Genomic DNA, 16,159 nt, shown 5'->3' with positions numbered 1-16,159 from the left:
ATAAAATAATGGAGGGATATGTTTGAGCTACGAAGCAAAATTGAAAGAACTGGACATTACCGTGCCCGATGCTCCCAAACCCGTGGCAGCTTATGTTGCTGCTGTTAAAGATGGCAACTATGTGTACACCTCCGGGCAGATCCCGTTTATTGCTGGCGAATTAAAATTCAAAGGCAAGCTTGGTAAAGAATTAACAGTGGAAGAGGGGTATGAAGCTGCCAAAACCTGTGCTATCAACTGTTTGGCAGCCATCAAAGGGCAAATTGGTTCGCTGGACAATATTGAAAAAGTGATAAAAATCGTCGGCTTTGTCAACAGTGCACCAGAGTTCTATGACCAGCCTAAGGTAATTAACGGCGCATCAGAACTAGTTGGCTCAATTTTTGGCAAAGCGGGCGAACACGCGCGTTCTGCTGTCGGTGTAGCTGAGCTGCCGCTTAACGCCGCCGTAGAAGTAGAAATGATTATTAAGGTGAAGTAGCTACTGCCGTCAACAAATCACATTCAATACTAATTCACACATACTAAAAGGGAGGCAACCAAATGTCAACACACAAATTTAAATTCCAGATGTACCGCGCTCTTCAACAAAACATTTCCAATATTTACGCAGACGCTCGTAAAGCGGCAGATGAAATCAACATTCCTAAAGAACTCAAAGGCAAATTTGGTTTAACCGGTGCTATCTCCGGCTGTCCAGCCCCCCTTCGCGATGATATCATGGAGTACAGCGAGCATGGTGCAAAAGAAGTAATTCCTTTGGCTAAACTGGTTGACGACATTCGTGAATTGGTTAAGTCTGTTTACGGCGACGAATATGACGCCTGCCCAATATCGACTTGTGAAGCAGGTCTTTGGGTAACATTTGACAGCTTATTCAGCCCTCCAATGATGGGACGTGGTGATAACTATCGTGCTCGCTATATTGCACCTTATGAAAAACATCTACATCACCAAGGCGCTTATGGTCGTCCATTTCCGGCACGGTTTAAAGACATATTTGGCGATCGAGGCACCACTGCGGGCGAACTTGGTTTCTACGGTAAACGCCAAAATAACCTTGACACGATAATCGTACCATTAGCTGGTGCACGATATGACGTACATGGCATCAAATATCATCCTGTTCCACTCTTAACCGGTGTTGATCCTGAGGAATCTCTCGATATTTTAAGCGAGCATGCGAGCATTCACGCTCCGTTCTTAACCGGTATTACCGGCCTTGGCTATGAAACTCCAGGCTATGGCTATGCCGTAAAAGACGAAGAAGGCACTCCGATTCTGCAAAAATATCTTGCGGATTTAGCGCATTCCTATGATATCCCTTATGTCATTGATAATGCCTGGGGTCTGCCGTTCGTAGGCTGCAACCCAATCAAAACTGGCGCAGATGTTATTATCTACAGCATGGACAAAGCCACCGGCGCAGCTACCAGCGGTCTCATCATTGGCAAAGAAGAATACATGGTACCCATCCGTCGCGCCATGGGTATGCATGGTGACCGCTATGGTACTACAGCTGCTTATGGTAAGGCTGCTTATGTAGGTTTTGACCCTGGTAAAGAAGCACTCTTAAGCCAAATCCAAGCTCTTAAAGTACTGCGCGATAATCCGCAAGTCTTGACCGACCCAGTTGATGTTCTCGAAAAAATAGTTAAAGAAGAGTTTGCAAAGATTAATCTTCCTGCCCGTCTTAAAGATGGAATCATTATCTCCAAATCGTATAACTCGACCGCTGTTGAGGTTAACTACGAGAAAACTTGGGAAGGTGGCGAACTAGGTATTCCGATTTTCTCGATTGAAGACATGTATGCCGGCAGCAATATCTTCCAAACAGGTATGGCACAAATGGGCGTAATACCGACTGTCGCTTATGACGGCAATATTTATATTTCCCCAGGCCTTGCCACTGTTGACAGTAAAAACCGCCTGTTAGAAGATGTTACCCGTTATGCAGTTCAATGCTTAGTCCGCCTGATTGAGATCACCTGCCGTTACGCTGGCATCGCTTAATATAAAGAAAACACGGCTTGCGCCGAGCCTTAGCGAAAGCGGAAGCCGATGTTGCCCTTATCCAGGCGAAAGTTATACTTTCTAACAGGAAAACAAGGGAGGAATCTCTATGGCTAGAATAGTTGTCATTGGTGGCGGCTGGGCCGGCTGTGGCGCAGCCATAGCCGCCAAAAAAGCCGGTGCTGACGAAGTAATTTTGTTAGAGCGCACTGATATGCTTCTTGGCACTGGATTAGTTGGCGGTATTATGCGCAATAACGGCCGGTTCACTGCCACGGAAGAAGCTTATGCTATGGGCGGCGGTGATTTATTTGACGCTGTTGAAGAGGCTGCCCGGCATCGGAATATAGAATTCCCTGGCCACAAACATGTTACCTTGTACGATGTAGCCAAGATTGAGCCAGCCGTTAGACGTGTTCTAGACCGCCTTGGCATCAAATACAATCTAATGGCGCGTGTCCGAGACATCACAATGGATGGCACAAAAATCAAGTCAGTTATTACAGACAAAGACGATGAAGTTTATGGCGACGTCTTTGTCGAAGCCACTGGCACCGCTGGCCCGCAAGGCCATTGTAGTAAATATGGCAATGGCTGCGTTATGTGCATTATTCGCTGCCCTTCGTTTGGTCCACGAATCAGCGTGGCGGCCCGAGCAGGCGTACAAGAAATGATGGGGCGCAAAGCTGACGGTTCCTATGCCGCTATGAGCGGCTCATGTAAACTGCATAAGGAATCGTTGTCAGAGCAAATTGCGAAAGAACTTGACAGCAAAGGTGTTGTTGTTGTGCCCATCCCTGAAGACCTAAAAAAAGCCGAATCACTATCAATAAAAGCTTGCCAGCAATACGCGCTAAAAGAGTTTGCTGACAATATAATCCTGCTTGATACAGGTCATGCTAAGCTTATGTCGCCCTACTATCCACTGGACAAGCTCCGGAAAATTCCTGGTTTCGAAAACGCCCGTTATGAAGATCCATATGCAGGCGGAATAGGAAACTCCATGCGTTTTACCGCACTTTCACCGCGTGACAACGCGCTTAAAGTGAATGGTGTTGATAACCTATTCTGCGGTGGTGAAAAAGCGGGACTCTTGGTTGGACACACCGAAGCGATTGTCACAGGCACTCTGGCTGGACATAACGCCGTTCGCCATGCATTTGCCAAACAACTGCTAGTTCTCTCTGAAACATTGGCTACCGGCGACGCTATTGCCCATGTCAGAGAACAGATGCAAACCGAAGATGGTCTGAAACTAAAATACACCTTTTCGGGCGCGCAATACTTTAAGCGCATGCAGGAAAAAGGCTTATATACCACCGATGTCCAGGCGATTAAAGAGCGTGTCGAGAAAGCCGGCTTAACCAGCATCTATGCCCGCTCTGCTAAGGAGGCGGCGGCATGTCGGTAACTTTGACGACCGCTCACTGGCTGTTTCTATTCTGGGTCGGTGTGGTAATCATCGTTATGGGGTTCCGTAAAGACCCTTTGATACCGTGCCTCTTAGGCTTACTTACAGTCGGCTGGCTGTTTAAGAAAAGCTTCCTTGGCGGCGTTACCAGCGTGTATAACGCATTAATTGTAGCAGGCAACGAGTTCTGGGGGATAATTGTTATTATCTCCCTCATCGTAGCCCTGTCAAAACTACTAAGTGAAACCGGGGCCGACTACTTGGTTATGAGTCCAGCCGCGCGGCTTATGGTTAACGCCGATGTTGCCTATTGGGTTATTGGTATTGCCATGATGCTGGCTTCCTGGTTTTTCTGGCCGTCGCCTGCGACAGCACTCATAGGCGCCATTATGTTCCCGGTTGCAGTACGAGCTGGCCTACCGGCCATTGGTGCCGCTATGGCGATGAACCTTTTTGGTCACGGCATTGCTTTGTCTACAGACTACATTATTCAAGGCGCGCCGACCATTACAGCCAAGGCTGCCGGCTTTGCAAACCCGAGCCCAGTTATTCAAGCCAGCATACCACTAGCGCTGACTATGGGTCTTGTAACCACCATTGCTGCGTATATTATTATAAAAAAAGATATGCGTAAAAACCCCGAAGCTTTGGCCGCTGAACGCGAAGCTATTGTGGGCAAAGAAATAAAAAGAGAGATCAACGGAGTATCGTATTTCCTGGCTGTAGTAACCCCGCTGGCATTCGCCCTTGACGTAGCAGCCATGTGGGTATTACAGCTTAGAGGCGGGGATGCTACTGCTCTTTTAGGTGGTACGGCTGTACTCATTCTTGCAGTTGGCACCATGCTCAAATACGGCTGGGAAGGCTTAGAGAAAATAACCGACTTCGTGCGGGACGGATTTATGTTTGGCATCAAAATCTTTGCGCCTGTCGTAATTATTGGTGGTTTCTTCTTTCTCGGTAAAGGAGAGCTTGCCCAAAGCATTCTAAGCGACAAAGCCGCCACCGGTTTCCTTGAAGATTTTGGTGTGGCATTATCACAGACAGTGCCCCTAAATAAAGTATTTGTCGCTCTTGTCAGCCTGGCAACAGGGATCGTTGTCGGTCTGGATGGTTCAGGGTTCTCACCGCTGCCATTAGTCGGTAGCGTAGCCGCAACCTTCGGAAAAGCAGGTTTTGATACAGCTACACTAGCTGCGCTTGGCCAGATCGCCGGTGTGTGGACAGGGGGCGGGACCATTATTCCCTGGGGATTAATCCCGGTTGCCGCCATCACTGGTGTTAACCCCATTGACCTTGCACGCAAAAACTTTATACCAGTTATATTGGGCTTTGCAGCAACGACGATTGTTGCAATATTCCTCCTATAATAAGGGCAAACTAATAGAGAATACCTTGACATAAAGAAGGTGATACTTGGTATCACCTTCTTTAGTCTACCAGAATTTATAACGCAATTCTGTTGACATAAGAACGACTAAGGCTTCTGCCGGCGTCCCTGAAGGACTTGGCACAAGCCAAGTCTTTTCTTATTATCCAACAAGGAGGGAAAATATGATTCAGCCGTTAGAGCAAGTTATGGATGCCCTTGATGTAGAAACTTTTTTTGTTTGCGATAATGAACAGCAGGGACGTAGTCTCATGCTTGGACTCCTCAAACAATGGGGTCTTACTGATGTTGACGTGGTGTTTGCTCAGCATATGGGTCCTGGAATCCGAGTAAGGGGAAGAGCATATATCCACCGACCAGCTGACAAATACAGTTGGATTATCCCCGACGCTGAACGGAAGTAGAGGTGCATCTTTCATGAAAAAAGTACTATTGGCCCCTATTGATCCAGTACATGACATCGGTCTTAAAATGATAGCCAGAGGCTTAGAACAAGCAGGACACCAGGCTATATTACTGCAGCCGGATTTGTCTGCCGAAGAAATCGTCCAGCAAATCCTCCGCCACCAGGATGTCGAAACACTACTCTTAAGCCGAACACTTGGCTATGGGGTAGGAGAACTTTTAGCCCGGTTTATTGACCTCACTGATGCAGCCGGTGCAAGAGAGCGGGTTAAAATTGGCATCGGCGGAATGGCTATTCGCCCAGAATTGGCGGCAGAACTTGGATTTGACGCTGGATTCGGTCCTGGAACAACCGTAGAAGAAGTCATCTGTTTTGTTGAAGGACGCGAATATAAACCGGATTTGAACCGTACCAAGAAGAAAAAGACAGATATGACAGCCGATTATGATTATCACTATGTTTCACCTAACATCGGAAGTAAGCTTGATAAAGTGTCAAATCTCATCTTGGACTGGGTAAAAGATAAGACCTCATCCGGTGTTGAACGCGGACGCGTCCGCGATGAGTACTGGGATGTCGAACGTTGGCGTGATCGCCTGGGTAATGGCGATCTAGACAAATATTACCCTGGGATTTGCAGTGAATTACCACAGAAATTTTATAATACAGGTGAGCTGCATCCTAAAACCAGACGGTTTACAAAAGGCGAAGTAGTTGGATTAGAAAAATATCTTGAAGAAACAAAAGCGCGGATGTCGGTTGTCAAACTACAACATACTAGAAAAAAGCCACTTGTGTTTAATCAATATGGAACAGGCTGTCCGTTTATGGACATTGCCCATATCCTTGCCAGTGAAGCCTGGGGTGCTGACGGCGTGGTACACTTTGATCCATCCTGGGGCGCTAGAACAGAGGGCTTCCTTGATGGTTTCCTAACCCACCAGGAAGATGGCACCGTTATGACCCCAGCTAATCTTAACCGTATACAGATGGCATTGGAAAAATCAACACTCTGGCAAATCCGGGCTCATCGTGGTCTAAATACCCCTGAGACAGTTGTCTTGGCCGGAAAAATCGGCGCTGACTTGACTAAAATTAACATATGCTATGGAGCACTTGGTGCTGGTACTGATCCAGAACGTATGACGGTTGATGGCTATCATGCCATAAAATATGCCCAAAAATATAAACTGCCGTTTGATATTGTTACCAATGAAGAACTGGCAGGTGTACCAGCACATAAAGCCTTTGCCGGTATGTTAATCGTAGCTGACTTGGCTATCAAATTGGGGGCAAGACCCATTCTGCAACCGTTATTCGCCTATTCACCAGAAGTCATGATCAACGACCTCATGGACGATAACTACATCAACTTTAATGCGGCCAAAATCTATGCTCTTCGAAACATCATCAACGCACCCATATGGCCGGGCGCACCCATCGGCTTCCTAACCCATACCGAAGACCGAGTTCAATCATCCATGACCACCACACTGCACGCCTGTCTGGCCATGTCGCTTGGCGTGGATGCCATTTCGATTGCGTCCACCGATGAAGCTTATTCCGGAGGACCCATCTCGGTTCCGGCTAAGGTTGATACACTCCGTGCAGTTCAGGACGGCTTTCGTTTCTTTGGCCATGCCAACATCACACCAACTGAACAAGCCGATCATTATGCAGCACAAATCGTTGACGGCATCGAAGGTGTACTCGACAATGTCATTGCCGAAGGCGACTTCGTCGCCGCCATTCATAAGGGTCTATTAGGCAGCAGGGAAGAAGGCGCATATCCCGGTCGCACTGGCAAAGACACAGTTCAGACGAAAAAATAGAGTTTCCATAAAAATTCTAATAATAAGTGTTGACAATTACCTGTAAATTGAGTAAAATAGATTTTGTCAGTCAGACAGAACATCTAAATGTAACTGTCTGAAGGGTGAAAATGTCGGGGCGTAGCGCAGTTTGGTAGCGCGCTTCCTTGGGGTGGAAGAGGCCGTGAGTTCGAATCTCGCCGCTCCGACCAAAAAACACCAGTTAAACCGAAGGTTTATAGACCTTCGGTTTTTAATTTTATGTAATCTTGTCCCCTACGACGTTTTCAAAAGAACAAAATAATAATTGTGCATAAAAAAAGGACAGGCGTTAAGCCTGTCCTTTTTTTATTTCTGGCTTTAGTGTTTGTAGAATTCCTGCATGACATTAGCAGGATGTTCAAGAAGGCCCCCTCCATGGCAATATTAAAGCAGGCGTAACGCAGCAGAAAAAAATGGCCAACCCCAAAGGCCAGCCAGATGATTGAACTACATTTTTACTATTTTGCTTGATCTACGAATTGCCATTAAAGCCTGATTCACAATTTCTTCAACCTGTCGTTTGCTTAATCCTAAGGGGCGAACCATATTTTTAACTTCATTTCTAAATTTTTGTTCATCAAAATCAATAACCAAAGTATCACCACCTTATAATCCTGGTTGCTTTATTATACGGATTATGTTGTTAGGAGGTGCAAACAAAGGTGCAAGAATGTGTAAGACCGATCCGTGTCCACCTAAGGACGTGTGCGTGAAGGAGTTAGAGTGCCAGACGTTTGAGCCAATTTTCTTTAACCAGTGCATGAAGCATGAATTCTAATCATAGAATGTACAAGCAGCAGGCTGAGACATTCGGCTAATCATGTGTGACTGCTAGGAGGTTAAGCATGACAAACTTTAAACGGTTAATTATTGGCACGGCCTTATTAGTAACTGTAGTAAGCTATGGAAGCGGCAGTGATCCTTCTGGCGTACTAATATCAGAAACATATACAGTCAGAACCGGAGACACGCTATGGACTATATCGGAACAGTATATACAGAAGAATACTTACGGCCCCAGAGACATAAGGGAGTTTTATCACGGGATTATTGAAATTAACCAGGATGTACTTGCTAGTAGAGAACCCGGTGAAATTCATCCTGGAGACAAGTTGACAGTAAATTACTGGGCAAAGGAGTGACCATAAATAAAAAACAGGCCATACGGCCTATAGGGAGAGATTCTAGTATCTCCAGCTCACAGCAATTTGACACGATTCAATTGGATTATGAATGAATGTTAGGGTCGCGGCGGTTACGTAATTTATCTTGAATTGCTCCGCTTGTCGCAGGATTATTGTAATTAACCACTGCTTGCTCTGACACATTTTTATTAAATATATCCTGTTGCGTTGCGCCGCTATCTCCTTTAGCCATTCCAACACCTCCAATCAAGTTTTGTTTTAGTTTTTACAAAATAGCAGTAGATTATCTTGAAATTTTTTGGAACTAACTAGATAACTTTTCAAGTTTAAACATTCACCTAACGTAGCGTAGGCAAAAAAAGATATCTTTATACTTAACGGAGAGGCAAACCATGAAAGCCACAATAATCCGTTGCTAGTGTTCATGAAATTATTGTATTGATGTGATTTAAAGAAAAACGTTAAATAGAGGAATTATTTACCTTTTGACGAATGACGCATAAAAATGGTACAAGGGAGATGCTAGCATGGTAGAGGAATCTGGACATTTTTGGATGAGCATGGATTCATCAGAGCAACTAGTAATTGGAAACGGAGAAGTTCTGTTGATCAATTCTAAAACTGGAGAATCAACTAGAATCGGGAACACTGTTGATGAGGCGAGGACTAAATTAAAAGAATTAAGTAAAGATGAATTTTTTCCTGATTTTATGACTGATTATAACTTTTAAGCCGTCCAAATAGGGCGGTTTTCTTTTTCCCTCAAATGTAAGTGATACGAGTGCTACAGCACATCATGATAGTTCACGATGTTGCCGACCATCACTCAATACGAACAAGTAATGAACTGGAAGGATCTTTTGCTTTTCTTTACCTATTACAGAATATTTTCAACTTTATCTATTAACAGAATATAATTTCACATTGACAATTATTATCGATTATAGTATGTTGATTTCAAGGAAACATTTAACATATATCTCAAGGGGATGATTGTAATGGCCAACACCTATTGCTATAAAGGGTATTGTGATGGTGCCCACGAAGAAGGCAAGATAAAACTTTTAGATAAATTTTTAATAGCTGGCGGCTATATTTTAGCTATGTTAGTTCTTTCGGCTCTAGTTTTATTTGGAGCATCTCAAGGAATCTACATAGATCCAGCTTTACTTCCATAATTTCAAAAGCCCCGATCTTGATTTTTGCAAAGGCTTGAGCTTCTGCGCATGTTCAGAATGATAGATTCTAGCCGCCTGACGGGTTCGTCCCTGATAGGTGGCTTTTATTTATTCTAAATTAATTCTAAAAATTGATGATTATTATATTACATATGAACTCAGAGCGTTAACGTCTCTGTCAATATAACAACTCTTATCTTAATATCATACCTAGTTTTTTTGATTTAGCTATCCTTGGAAATAAATACATGTTATAATAAAGAAATAATAAATCTTAAATAATAATATTTATGAAAATCGGAGTGATATTGAATGTTTTTGGTTCATGAATTAGCAAAACAGCAAATCGGTCAACAGGAACATAAGTCATGGCCTATAAAGGGGAGTATAGCAGTTTTCCTAGGTTTGGCGTATGTTGCGCTAATGCTGTCACATATTTAAAGCTTTGCCGCTTCTCCTTATAGATGGGGCAGCTTTTTTGGTTTATAGTGAATCATTTGTAAATCGGTAAAGGGTATATTGAGAAATAAATTACCCCACCAAAGCCCCCTTGCGTGTACTGGGGGCTTTGGTGGTTTTTTATTGTGCTGTTTCGGGTACAACAGGTTTAATTGGACTTATATTAACTTCCTTACAAAACGTTTCCATGCAGGCTTGCGTTGCTTTAGCAAACGCATTTACAGAGCTAGGCATACCGATTCCAGCAGAACTTTTCCCATGGCCCATAATGTTTTGCCGGTATATATATTGTGCGGTAGCAACATCGACAACCTTGGCCTGTAAGTCTACGTCGATGTCGTAATTTAGGGCCCAAAAATTCATACCAGACCTGCCGTGGCCCATGCCCAGTATTAAAGAAATGACATAATCAAAGTTGCGTTCTTTTCCAAATTTGGCGAGTTGACCTTTCTTTATTTGCGAGATGTCAGTAACTTCTTCGTCTTCTGCAAAAATCAAAGCATCTTGAACTAACTTGCTGTCTGTAACCAGATTGAATTTTGCTTTTGGGAATTTTTCTTCAAGTTTCTCTTGGATTATTTTCATGGCCTTTTCATTGCTTCGTATGGCGCCTTGGCCACCAACCAAAACAGCGATAGTTGGTTTGGATTCGGGTTCGGTGGAACTAAAACTAAACTCGGCCTGTACGGGTAACGCTGATAGTGAGATTATAAAACAAATCAGGATAGATAAAACAGTTTTCATTTTGCACACTCCCAAAGGTGATTTTTATTATTATATAAAATACCACAAATTAACATTATATTCCTGCAATCATATAAATTATATTGAGAAATAAAAAATAACGTGGTTTTATATTTTTAATCAAATGTTTACAAACTCTTAACCTAACCGCAACATCATTATTGTATTATTAAATTAACCTTTTAGTAAAACTCTCCCATTTTATAATACCGTTTACTTGTGAGTAGACGGTACTTTTTTTTACTTGTGTTAGCCTCGTAAGCCCAAAAGATTTGCCGATACCTTAGGCTGCGTAATCGCATGAAAAAAGAAGGGATAATAAACATGGAGCTTAAACTAAAAAATGCCTTGCAAACAACTATTAGCGACTATTACGCTATTGAACAGGAAATTCGTAATCCCGATATGACACCGGCGAGGGGATTGCAGTTGTTTGCTGCTAAGGAAGCTCTCTATCAAGTTTTGCAGCATTTCACGAATGCTGAATACATTGAGTATATTAATGGGCGATGGAGAATAAAAAGAGTGGTCATGATATCTAATCTATCTGGTACGCGAGAACAGGCAAAAGATGAGTTTGATAAAGCGAAATGCACAAACATCTCTTGGGATAGTGATGAAGAATAGGCAAAATACTCTGCCGGGTTGCCGTATCCTCGAGGCGGCTTTCCCTTTCATGTCAAAAGTTAATGTGATTGTTTTTGCTAAGTAATTAAAAGGAGAGGGAGCCATGACAGAATTAGATTGCGCTATAAGATCAGCTACTGTGTATCAACATCTTGTTCCCATAGACTGCTGTGTAATGATTTGCAATACAGAAGGTGTCGTAGTTAAGTTCCTACCAGCAAAAACTTTTGATATGCGGGTTAAGGAAGGCGATACAATTCCAACCAACGGAACTCTAGGCGACTGCCTAAAAACGCACAAAGAAGTTTTCAAGACTCTGCCCAAGGAACTGTACGGCGTTGCAATTAAAGCAATCGCATATCCAGTATTTGAAAACGGTGTATTAGTTGGAGCTAGTGCGATGGGTTTTTCTTTATCCTCACAGCAAACGTTAATGGAATCAGCTCAAAACATAGCAGCTACAAGTCAAGAAATCACGGCAACTACTGAGGAGCTTGCAGCATCAGCTACCTCTTTGGCACAGCAGCTTGACGACCTTAAATCAAGAGGGGAACGAGTAATACAGGAACTTAAGAAGACCGATGATATTCTTAAGTTTGTCAGTGACGTTTCTACTAATTCTAATCTACTAGGACTCAACGCTGCTATTGAAGCCGCCAGAGCCGGTGAACACGGACGTGGGTTTGCTGTAGTGGCGACCGAGATAAGAAAGATGGCTGATAACAGTAGCCAGGCAGTGAAAGACATTAAAGCAGTACTTCAGGCTATCCAGCGAGATACGACTGGGATAATAACGGGTATAGGAGAGACGGCCATTATTGGTGAGCGTCAGGCCGCTGCAAGCCAGGAAATATCAGCGTCAATGCAGCAATTGGCGTCATCGGCGACCGATATAGAGAAGGTTGCAGAGATAATATGAAGTTTTAGAGCCCTCGGGAAACTGGGGGCCTTTTATTTTGGGCAAATATTTCTCCCGTCATCAGTTTTAATCCAGATTTAATGTTTCTTACCATTATAATCCGAGACTTTTCCGCCCGCATTCCCGCCCTGTTCTGAGAGAATAGAGAATGGTGCAGTGAATTTAATTCTGAGGAAAAATTTTATTCGGTTAAATTTTGAAGCATTTACAACAATACGCAGGGAAAGAAGCAACCCCAAGCGAATTTGTATTGGGTAATTTGCCAAAAGAGTAGAACACAGGAAGCAATAATCATAAATCAGTAAAGGCAAGTGGACTGAAGATGATAAAAAAATCAATTTTACAAGAAATTCAAGCTGCGGTTATTCAATATGCAAAAATTATTGCTCATGTCATTCGTGTGGATGTAGAAATTGTAGATGCGGACTTATTCCGCATTGTTGGCACCGGCATCTATGACAAGGGAATTAATGAAGACATGTCCCGAGAGGGATTTGTCTATAAGCATGTACTGGCTACCGGACAATCCCAGCTTATTGAAAACCCAGGCGAGCACGCCCTTTGCATTATTTGTCCCAAACAAGGTTGCTGTGATGAAAAACTAGAACTTTGTACTCCCATTACCTTGGGAGAGGAGATCATCGGGGTTATTGGTCTGATTTGCTTTGAGGAAGCACAGAAGAAACAGCTGTTACAGGATTTAAACTTTTACCAGCTGTTTCTGGAGCAAATTGCTGACTTTATCAGTGCTAAAGCATATGAGCGACAGGAAAGCCAACGTAATCAGCGCATGATGGAGGTGTTATTGCAAGTCGTCGACAATGTAGACAAAGGGGTGCTAGTGCTGAACAGCAGCAACCACATTGTTCAGATTAATGACAGTGCACGCAAACAACTCCAGCTCACTGTTGATTGTATGAAAAAGCCGGTTTCCATGGTTGCTACCAGCGACTCTATGCTGGGCGTGGACGAATACAAGGTAACTATTGATAATACCACCTATTTTCTTATGGGCGACTTATTATCTGTATCACCAGGTTTATCTTCCTGTGACCGGATTTTTATCTTTAACGAAATAAAAAATGTAAAATCCGGTATTTATGACTTGACCAAGGTGCCTATAGCAGTCACTTTAGATAATATTGTAAGCTGCTCACCGGTAACCCAGCAGCTCAAGGCTAGGTTGACGAAAATTGCAGATTCCAATTCCACTGTTCTTGTAACCGGGGAAAGCGGTACCGGCAAGGAAGTTATCGCTAGGGCCATTCATGCTGCAGGCAATCGCAATGACCGGCCTTTTATTGGCATCAACTGTGCCGCCATACCTGATACGCTACTGGAAAGTGAGTTGTTTGGTTATGTTAAGGGGGCTTTTACCGGTGCAGACCCCCGAGGAAAAATCGGTAAATTTGAACTGGCTAACAAGGGCGTTATCTTCTTAGATGAAATTGGGGATATGCCCCTGTATCTGCAAGTGAAACTGCTGCGAGTGCTTCAAGAGCGCAAGCTGGTGCGCATTGGTTCTAACCAGCTGCTATCTCTGGATGTGCGAGTTATTGCCGCTACCAACAAAGACTTAAAAGAACTTATTAAGGAAAAAAAGTTTCGGGAGGATTTGTATTACCGTTTAAATGTAATTCCCCTTGAAGTGCCTCCTCTACGCAAACGGGTGGAAGATATCGAACCGCTTGTGGATTCTATGATGGGAAAATACGGCGGCTTGTTTCGAAAAATAATTCGCGGAATTGACCGAGAGACTATGGAGTTATTGAAGCAATACAGTTGGCCGGGGAATATCCGGGAGCTGGAAAATACCATTGAGTTTATGATTAATATGGCTGATGATAACGGTTGGTTGACCAGGGATACTCTGCCGCGAAGTTTTTTTGACAGCTGGGCAGTTCAATCAGATGAGCCGCGGGCGGGAGAGATCAAATCTTTGCGCCAAGTAGAACAAGACCACATTTTACAAGTTGTTCGGCAATTTGGGGATACAACCCAGGGAAAACTAGCTGCTGCCAGACAACTGGGAATTGGCATTGCCACTTTGTATCGAAAATTACATGAAATAGAAGAAGCGCAGATTACAATCGGAGTTGCTGCGAAAGCTATACCTGACTGATACGTTAGTTGGTTCAGACCAGGTATTCATAGAAACTGATACATCCTTTATATCTCTTTGCTGTTGAGATATAAAGGATGTATTTTTTATATTTATCCTGTAAGAAAGTAAAACTTTCCGTCTGGATAAGGGCAACATCGGCTTCCGCTGTCGCCAGAGGCTCGGCGCAAGCCGTGTCTTCTTTATCATTTTGATAAATATAAGTTATTGATTATAGGACAAATGCAAAGCAGAAAAATAGTGTGCTTTATAGGAAAGGACAAAAGTAGAAGTTAGAGGACGTAATTTATCAAAATGATAAAAATTATCATTTTGATAAGAGAAAACTGGAAATTAAAAAATATAATAGGTAGATTTTAAGAACTAGGTGGGAGACAAAGAAAAAATATTTGAAGTCAAACTTCAATATATTATATGGGAATATAGGGTCTTTTACCCATCAGAACAAGCTATTTCTATGGGATAGTTTAACATGGCATGGTTTTTGCAAGATATTGGTAATAGAATGTGCAATAAACCAGAAAAGAGGGACTAGGAATGAACCAAAAAATTAAATGGATTAAGAACCAAATGATGGAGAAGCAAGAGAAAGTTTCTATTGATTTTTTGAGTTGTCAGGAAATCAGCAAGGTGAGGCAATTCCATAAAAGCTTTCCTGAATATAGCGCAACCCCGCTTCGTCAGTTGAATGATTTAGCCGCCTATTTGGGAGTAGCAGGTATGTATGTAAAAGATGAATCTTATCGTTTTGGCTTAAATGCCTTTAAGGTACTAGGCGGCTCTTTCGCTATGGCCAAGTACTTAGCTAAGCGTCTGAGGAGAGATATAAGTCAACTGGGTTATGAACGGCTGACCTCCGATGAAGTTCGTAAAGAGTTGGGGGAAATTACTTTTACCACAGCAACAGATGGCAATCATGGACGGGGGGTTGCCTGGACGGCTAACAGATTAAAGCAGAAATCTGTGGTGTATATGCCCAAAGGCTCTTCCCTCACTCGTCTAGAAAATATCCGGGCTGAAGGGGCAGAGGCTTCTATTACCGACTTGAACTATGATGACGCGGTACGCTTGGCTACAGAAAATGCTAAAAAGTATGGCTGGGTGGTAGTGCAGGATACGGCCTGGAAAGGGTATGAAGAAATTCCTACGTGGATTATGCAGGGCTATGGGACTATGGCGTTGGAAGCTTTGGAGCAACTTAAGGCAGTAGGTGTGGAAAAACCCACCCATGTGTTTGTACAGGCGGGGGTAGGTTCGTTAGCCGGCGCGGTACAGGGGTTCTTTGCCTCGGCCTGTGAAAGCGACCGTCCGGTAACGGTAATCGTAGAGTCTGACCAGGCCGACTGCTTATATAAATCAGCTCTGGCCAATGATGGTGAACCAAGAATTGTTAACGGGGATTTAGCAACAATTATGGCCGGTTTAGCCTGTGGCGAGCCGAATACCATTGCCTGGAACGTTCTCAGGGATTACAGCAATATGTTTGCTTCTTGTCCTGACTGGGTGGCAGCCAAGGGTATGCGTATTCTGGGAAATCCCTTAGGTATTGATGCCCGGGTGATTTCCGGAGAGTCAGGAGCCGTTACCGCCGGTCTTGTGGCAGAGCTTATGACTAACCCGGATATGGCAGAAGCCAAAGCAAAGCTGGGTTTAAATGAGAAATCGAGAATCCTGCTGTTTAGCACCGAAGGCGACACCGATCCGGTCAAATACCGCGGTATTACCTGGAATGGAGAATATCCTGTCCCATCTATATGAAATAGGTGCGGGAGATGCCATCATTAGGTTGGGTTTACGTAAACATTCTCTGGTAACATCAGCTTCCGCTTTCGTCAAAGGCTCGGCGCAAGCTGTGTTTACTTTATTAGGTGGCAATTGATTTAAAGGAAGGA

At 43.5% G+C, this 16,159-nt stretch carries 16 protein-coding genes and 1 tRNA gene; 14 read left to right on the top strand and 3 right to left on the bottom strand.

Translation table 11 applies throughout. The features are described from left to right. Positions 1–22: 22 nt before the first annotated feature. From B9A22_RS07390 to B9A22_RS07360, 7 genes are all read left to right on the top strand, one after another. Positions 23–481 (top strand): RidA family protein, encoded by a 459-nt coding sequence (locus B9A22_RS07390; RefSeq protein WP_084575080.1) that lies wholly within the window; start codon positions 23–25, stop codon positions 479–481. A gap of 62 nt (positions 482–543) precedes the next feature. Next, positions 544–2,013, top strand: coding sequence for a PLP-dependent aminotransferase family protein (locus B9A22_RS07385; protein WP_084575079.1), 1,470 nt, complete (start codon positions 544–546; stop codon positions 2,011–2,013). Positions 2,014–2,122: 109 nt separating this feature from the next. After that, positions 2,123–3,424: an FAD-dependent oxidoreductase gene (locus B9A22_RS07380; protein WP_084575078.1), complete on the top strand. Its 1,302-nt coding sequence runs from the start codon at positions 2,123–2,125 to the stop codon at positions 3,422–3,424. After that, positions 3,415–4,794, top strand: a complete 1,380-nt coding sequence (locus B9A22_RS07375; protein WP_084575077.1) for a hypothetical protein — start codon at positions 3,415–3,417, stop codon at positions 4,792–4,794. Before B9A22_RS07380 ends, B9A22_RS07375 begins: the two co-directional genes overlap by 10 nt. Before the next feature lie 184 nt (positions 4,795–4,978). Next, positions 4,979–5,218 carry a hypothetical protein gene (locus tag B9A22_RS07370; protein WP_084575076.1) on the top strand — a complete coding sequence of 80 codons (240 nt, stop codon included), beginning with the start codon at positions 4,979–4,981 and terminating at the stop codon, positions 5,216–5,218. A gap of 13 nt (positions 5,219–5,231) precedes the next feature. Then, positions 5,232–7,052 (top strand): cobalamin B12-binding domain-containing protein, encoded by a 1,821-nt coding sequence (locus B9A22_RS07365; protein WP_084575075.1) that lies wholly within the window; start codon positions 5,232–5,234, stop codon positions 7,050–7,052. Between the two features lie 114 nt (positions 7,053–7,166). Then, a tRNA-Pro gene (locus B9A22_RS07360) sits at positions 7,167–7,243 on the top strand. 277 nt (positions 7,244–7,520) lie between these two features. Here the strand turns inward: B9A22_RS07360 and B9A22_RS25295 are convergent. Beyond that, positions 7,521–7,667 (bottom strand): hypothetical protein, encoded by a 147-nt coding sequence (locus B9A22_RS25295; protein WP_176215427.1) that lies wholly within the window; start codon positions 7,665–7,667, stop codon positions 7,521–7,523. 251 nt (positions 7,668–7,918) lie between these two features. Here B9A22_RS25295 and B9A22_RS07355 point away from each other — a divergent pair, with 251 nt between their 5' ends. Beyond that, positions 7,919–8,215 carry a LysM peptidoglycan-binding domain-containing protein gene (locus B9A22_RS07355; RefSeq protein ID WP_084575074.1) on the top strand — a complete coding sequence of 99 codons (297 nt, stop codon included), beginning with the start codon at positions 7,919–7,921 and terminating at the stop codon, positions 8,213–8,215. Positions 8,216–8,300: 85 nt separating this feature from the next. On the opposite strand, the gene B9A22_RS25290 is transcribed toward B9A22_RS07355, so the two are convergent. Continuing rightward, positions 8,301–8,450 carry a hypothetical protein gene (locus B9A22_RS25290; RefSeq protein WP_176215426.1) on the bottom strand — a complete coding sequence of 50 codons (150 nt, stop codon included), beginning with the start codon at positions 8,448–8,450 and terminating at the stop codon, positions 8,301–8,303. Between the two features lie 295 nt (positions 8,451–8,745). Between B9A22_RS25290 and B9A22_RS07350 the strand changes: the two genes are divergently transcribed. Beyond that, on the top strand, positions 8,746–8,949 hold the full coding sequence (locus tag B9A22_RS07350) for a hypothetical protein (protein WP_084575073.1): 204 nt from the start codon (positions 8,746–8,748) through the stop codon (positions 8,947–8,949). Between the two features lie 267 nt (positions 8,950–9,216). Continuing rightward, positions 9,217–9,396 (top strand): hypothetical protein, encoded by a 180-nt coding sequence (locus B9A22_RS07345; protein ID WP_084575072.1) that lies wholly within the window; start codon positions 9,217–9,219, stop codon positions 9,394–9,396. A 579-nt stretch (positions 9,397–9,975) separates the two neighbouring features. Here B9A22_RS07345 and B9A22_RS07340 read toward each other — a convergent pair. Continuing rightward, a complete protein-coding gene (locus B9A22_RS07340; protein ID WP_084575071.1) occupies positions 9,976–10,599 on the bottom strand; it encodes a hypothetical protein in 624 nt (207 codons plus the stop codon). A gap of 300 nt (positions 10,600–10,899) precedes the next feature. On the opposite strand from B9A22_RS07340, the gene B9A22_RS07335 reads away from it, so the two are divergent. The 4 genes from B9A22_RS07335 (at position 10,900) to dpaL (ending at position 16,025) form a co-directional block, all read left to right on the top strand. Then, positions 10,900–11,226, top strand: coding sequence for a hypothetical protein (locus B9A22_RS07335; protein ID WP_139796197.1), 327 nt, complete (start codon positions 10,900–10,902; stop codon positions 11,224–11,226). A gap of 103 nt (positions 11,227–11,329) precedes the next feature. Then, a complete protein-coding gene (locus tag B9A22_RS07330) occupies positions 11,330–12,145 on the top strand; it encodes a methyl-accepting chemotaxis protein (RefSeq protein ID WP_084575069.1) in 816 nt (271 codons plus the stop codon). A 322-nt stretch (positions 12,146–12,467) separates the two neighbouring features. Further along, on the top strand, positions 12,468–14,267 hold the full coding sequence (locus B9A22_RS07325) for a sigma 54-interacting transcriptional regulator (RefSeq protein WP_245823868.1): 1,800 nt from the start codon (positions 12,468–12,470) through the stop codon (positions 14,265–14,267). A 537-nt stretch (positions 14,268–14,804) separates the two neighbouring features. After that, entirely contained in the window at positions 14,805–16,025 is a 1,221-nt protein-coding gene (gene dpaL / locus B9A22_RS07320; protein WP_084575068.1) for a diaminopropionate ammonia-lyase, read from the top strand. The last annotated feature ends 134 nt before the right edge of the window (positions 16,026–16,159 follow it).

Source organism: Sporomusa malonica, from assembly GCF_900176355.1.
Classification (GTDB): domain Bacteria; phylum Bacillota; class Negativicutes; order Sporomusales; family Sporomusaceae; genus Sporomusa; species Sporomusa malonica.
This window is presented reverse-complemented; position numbering and strand designations above follow the sequence as displayed.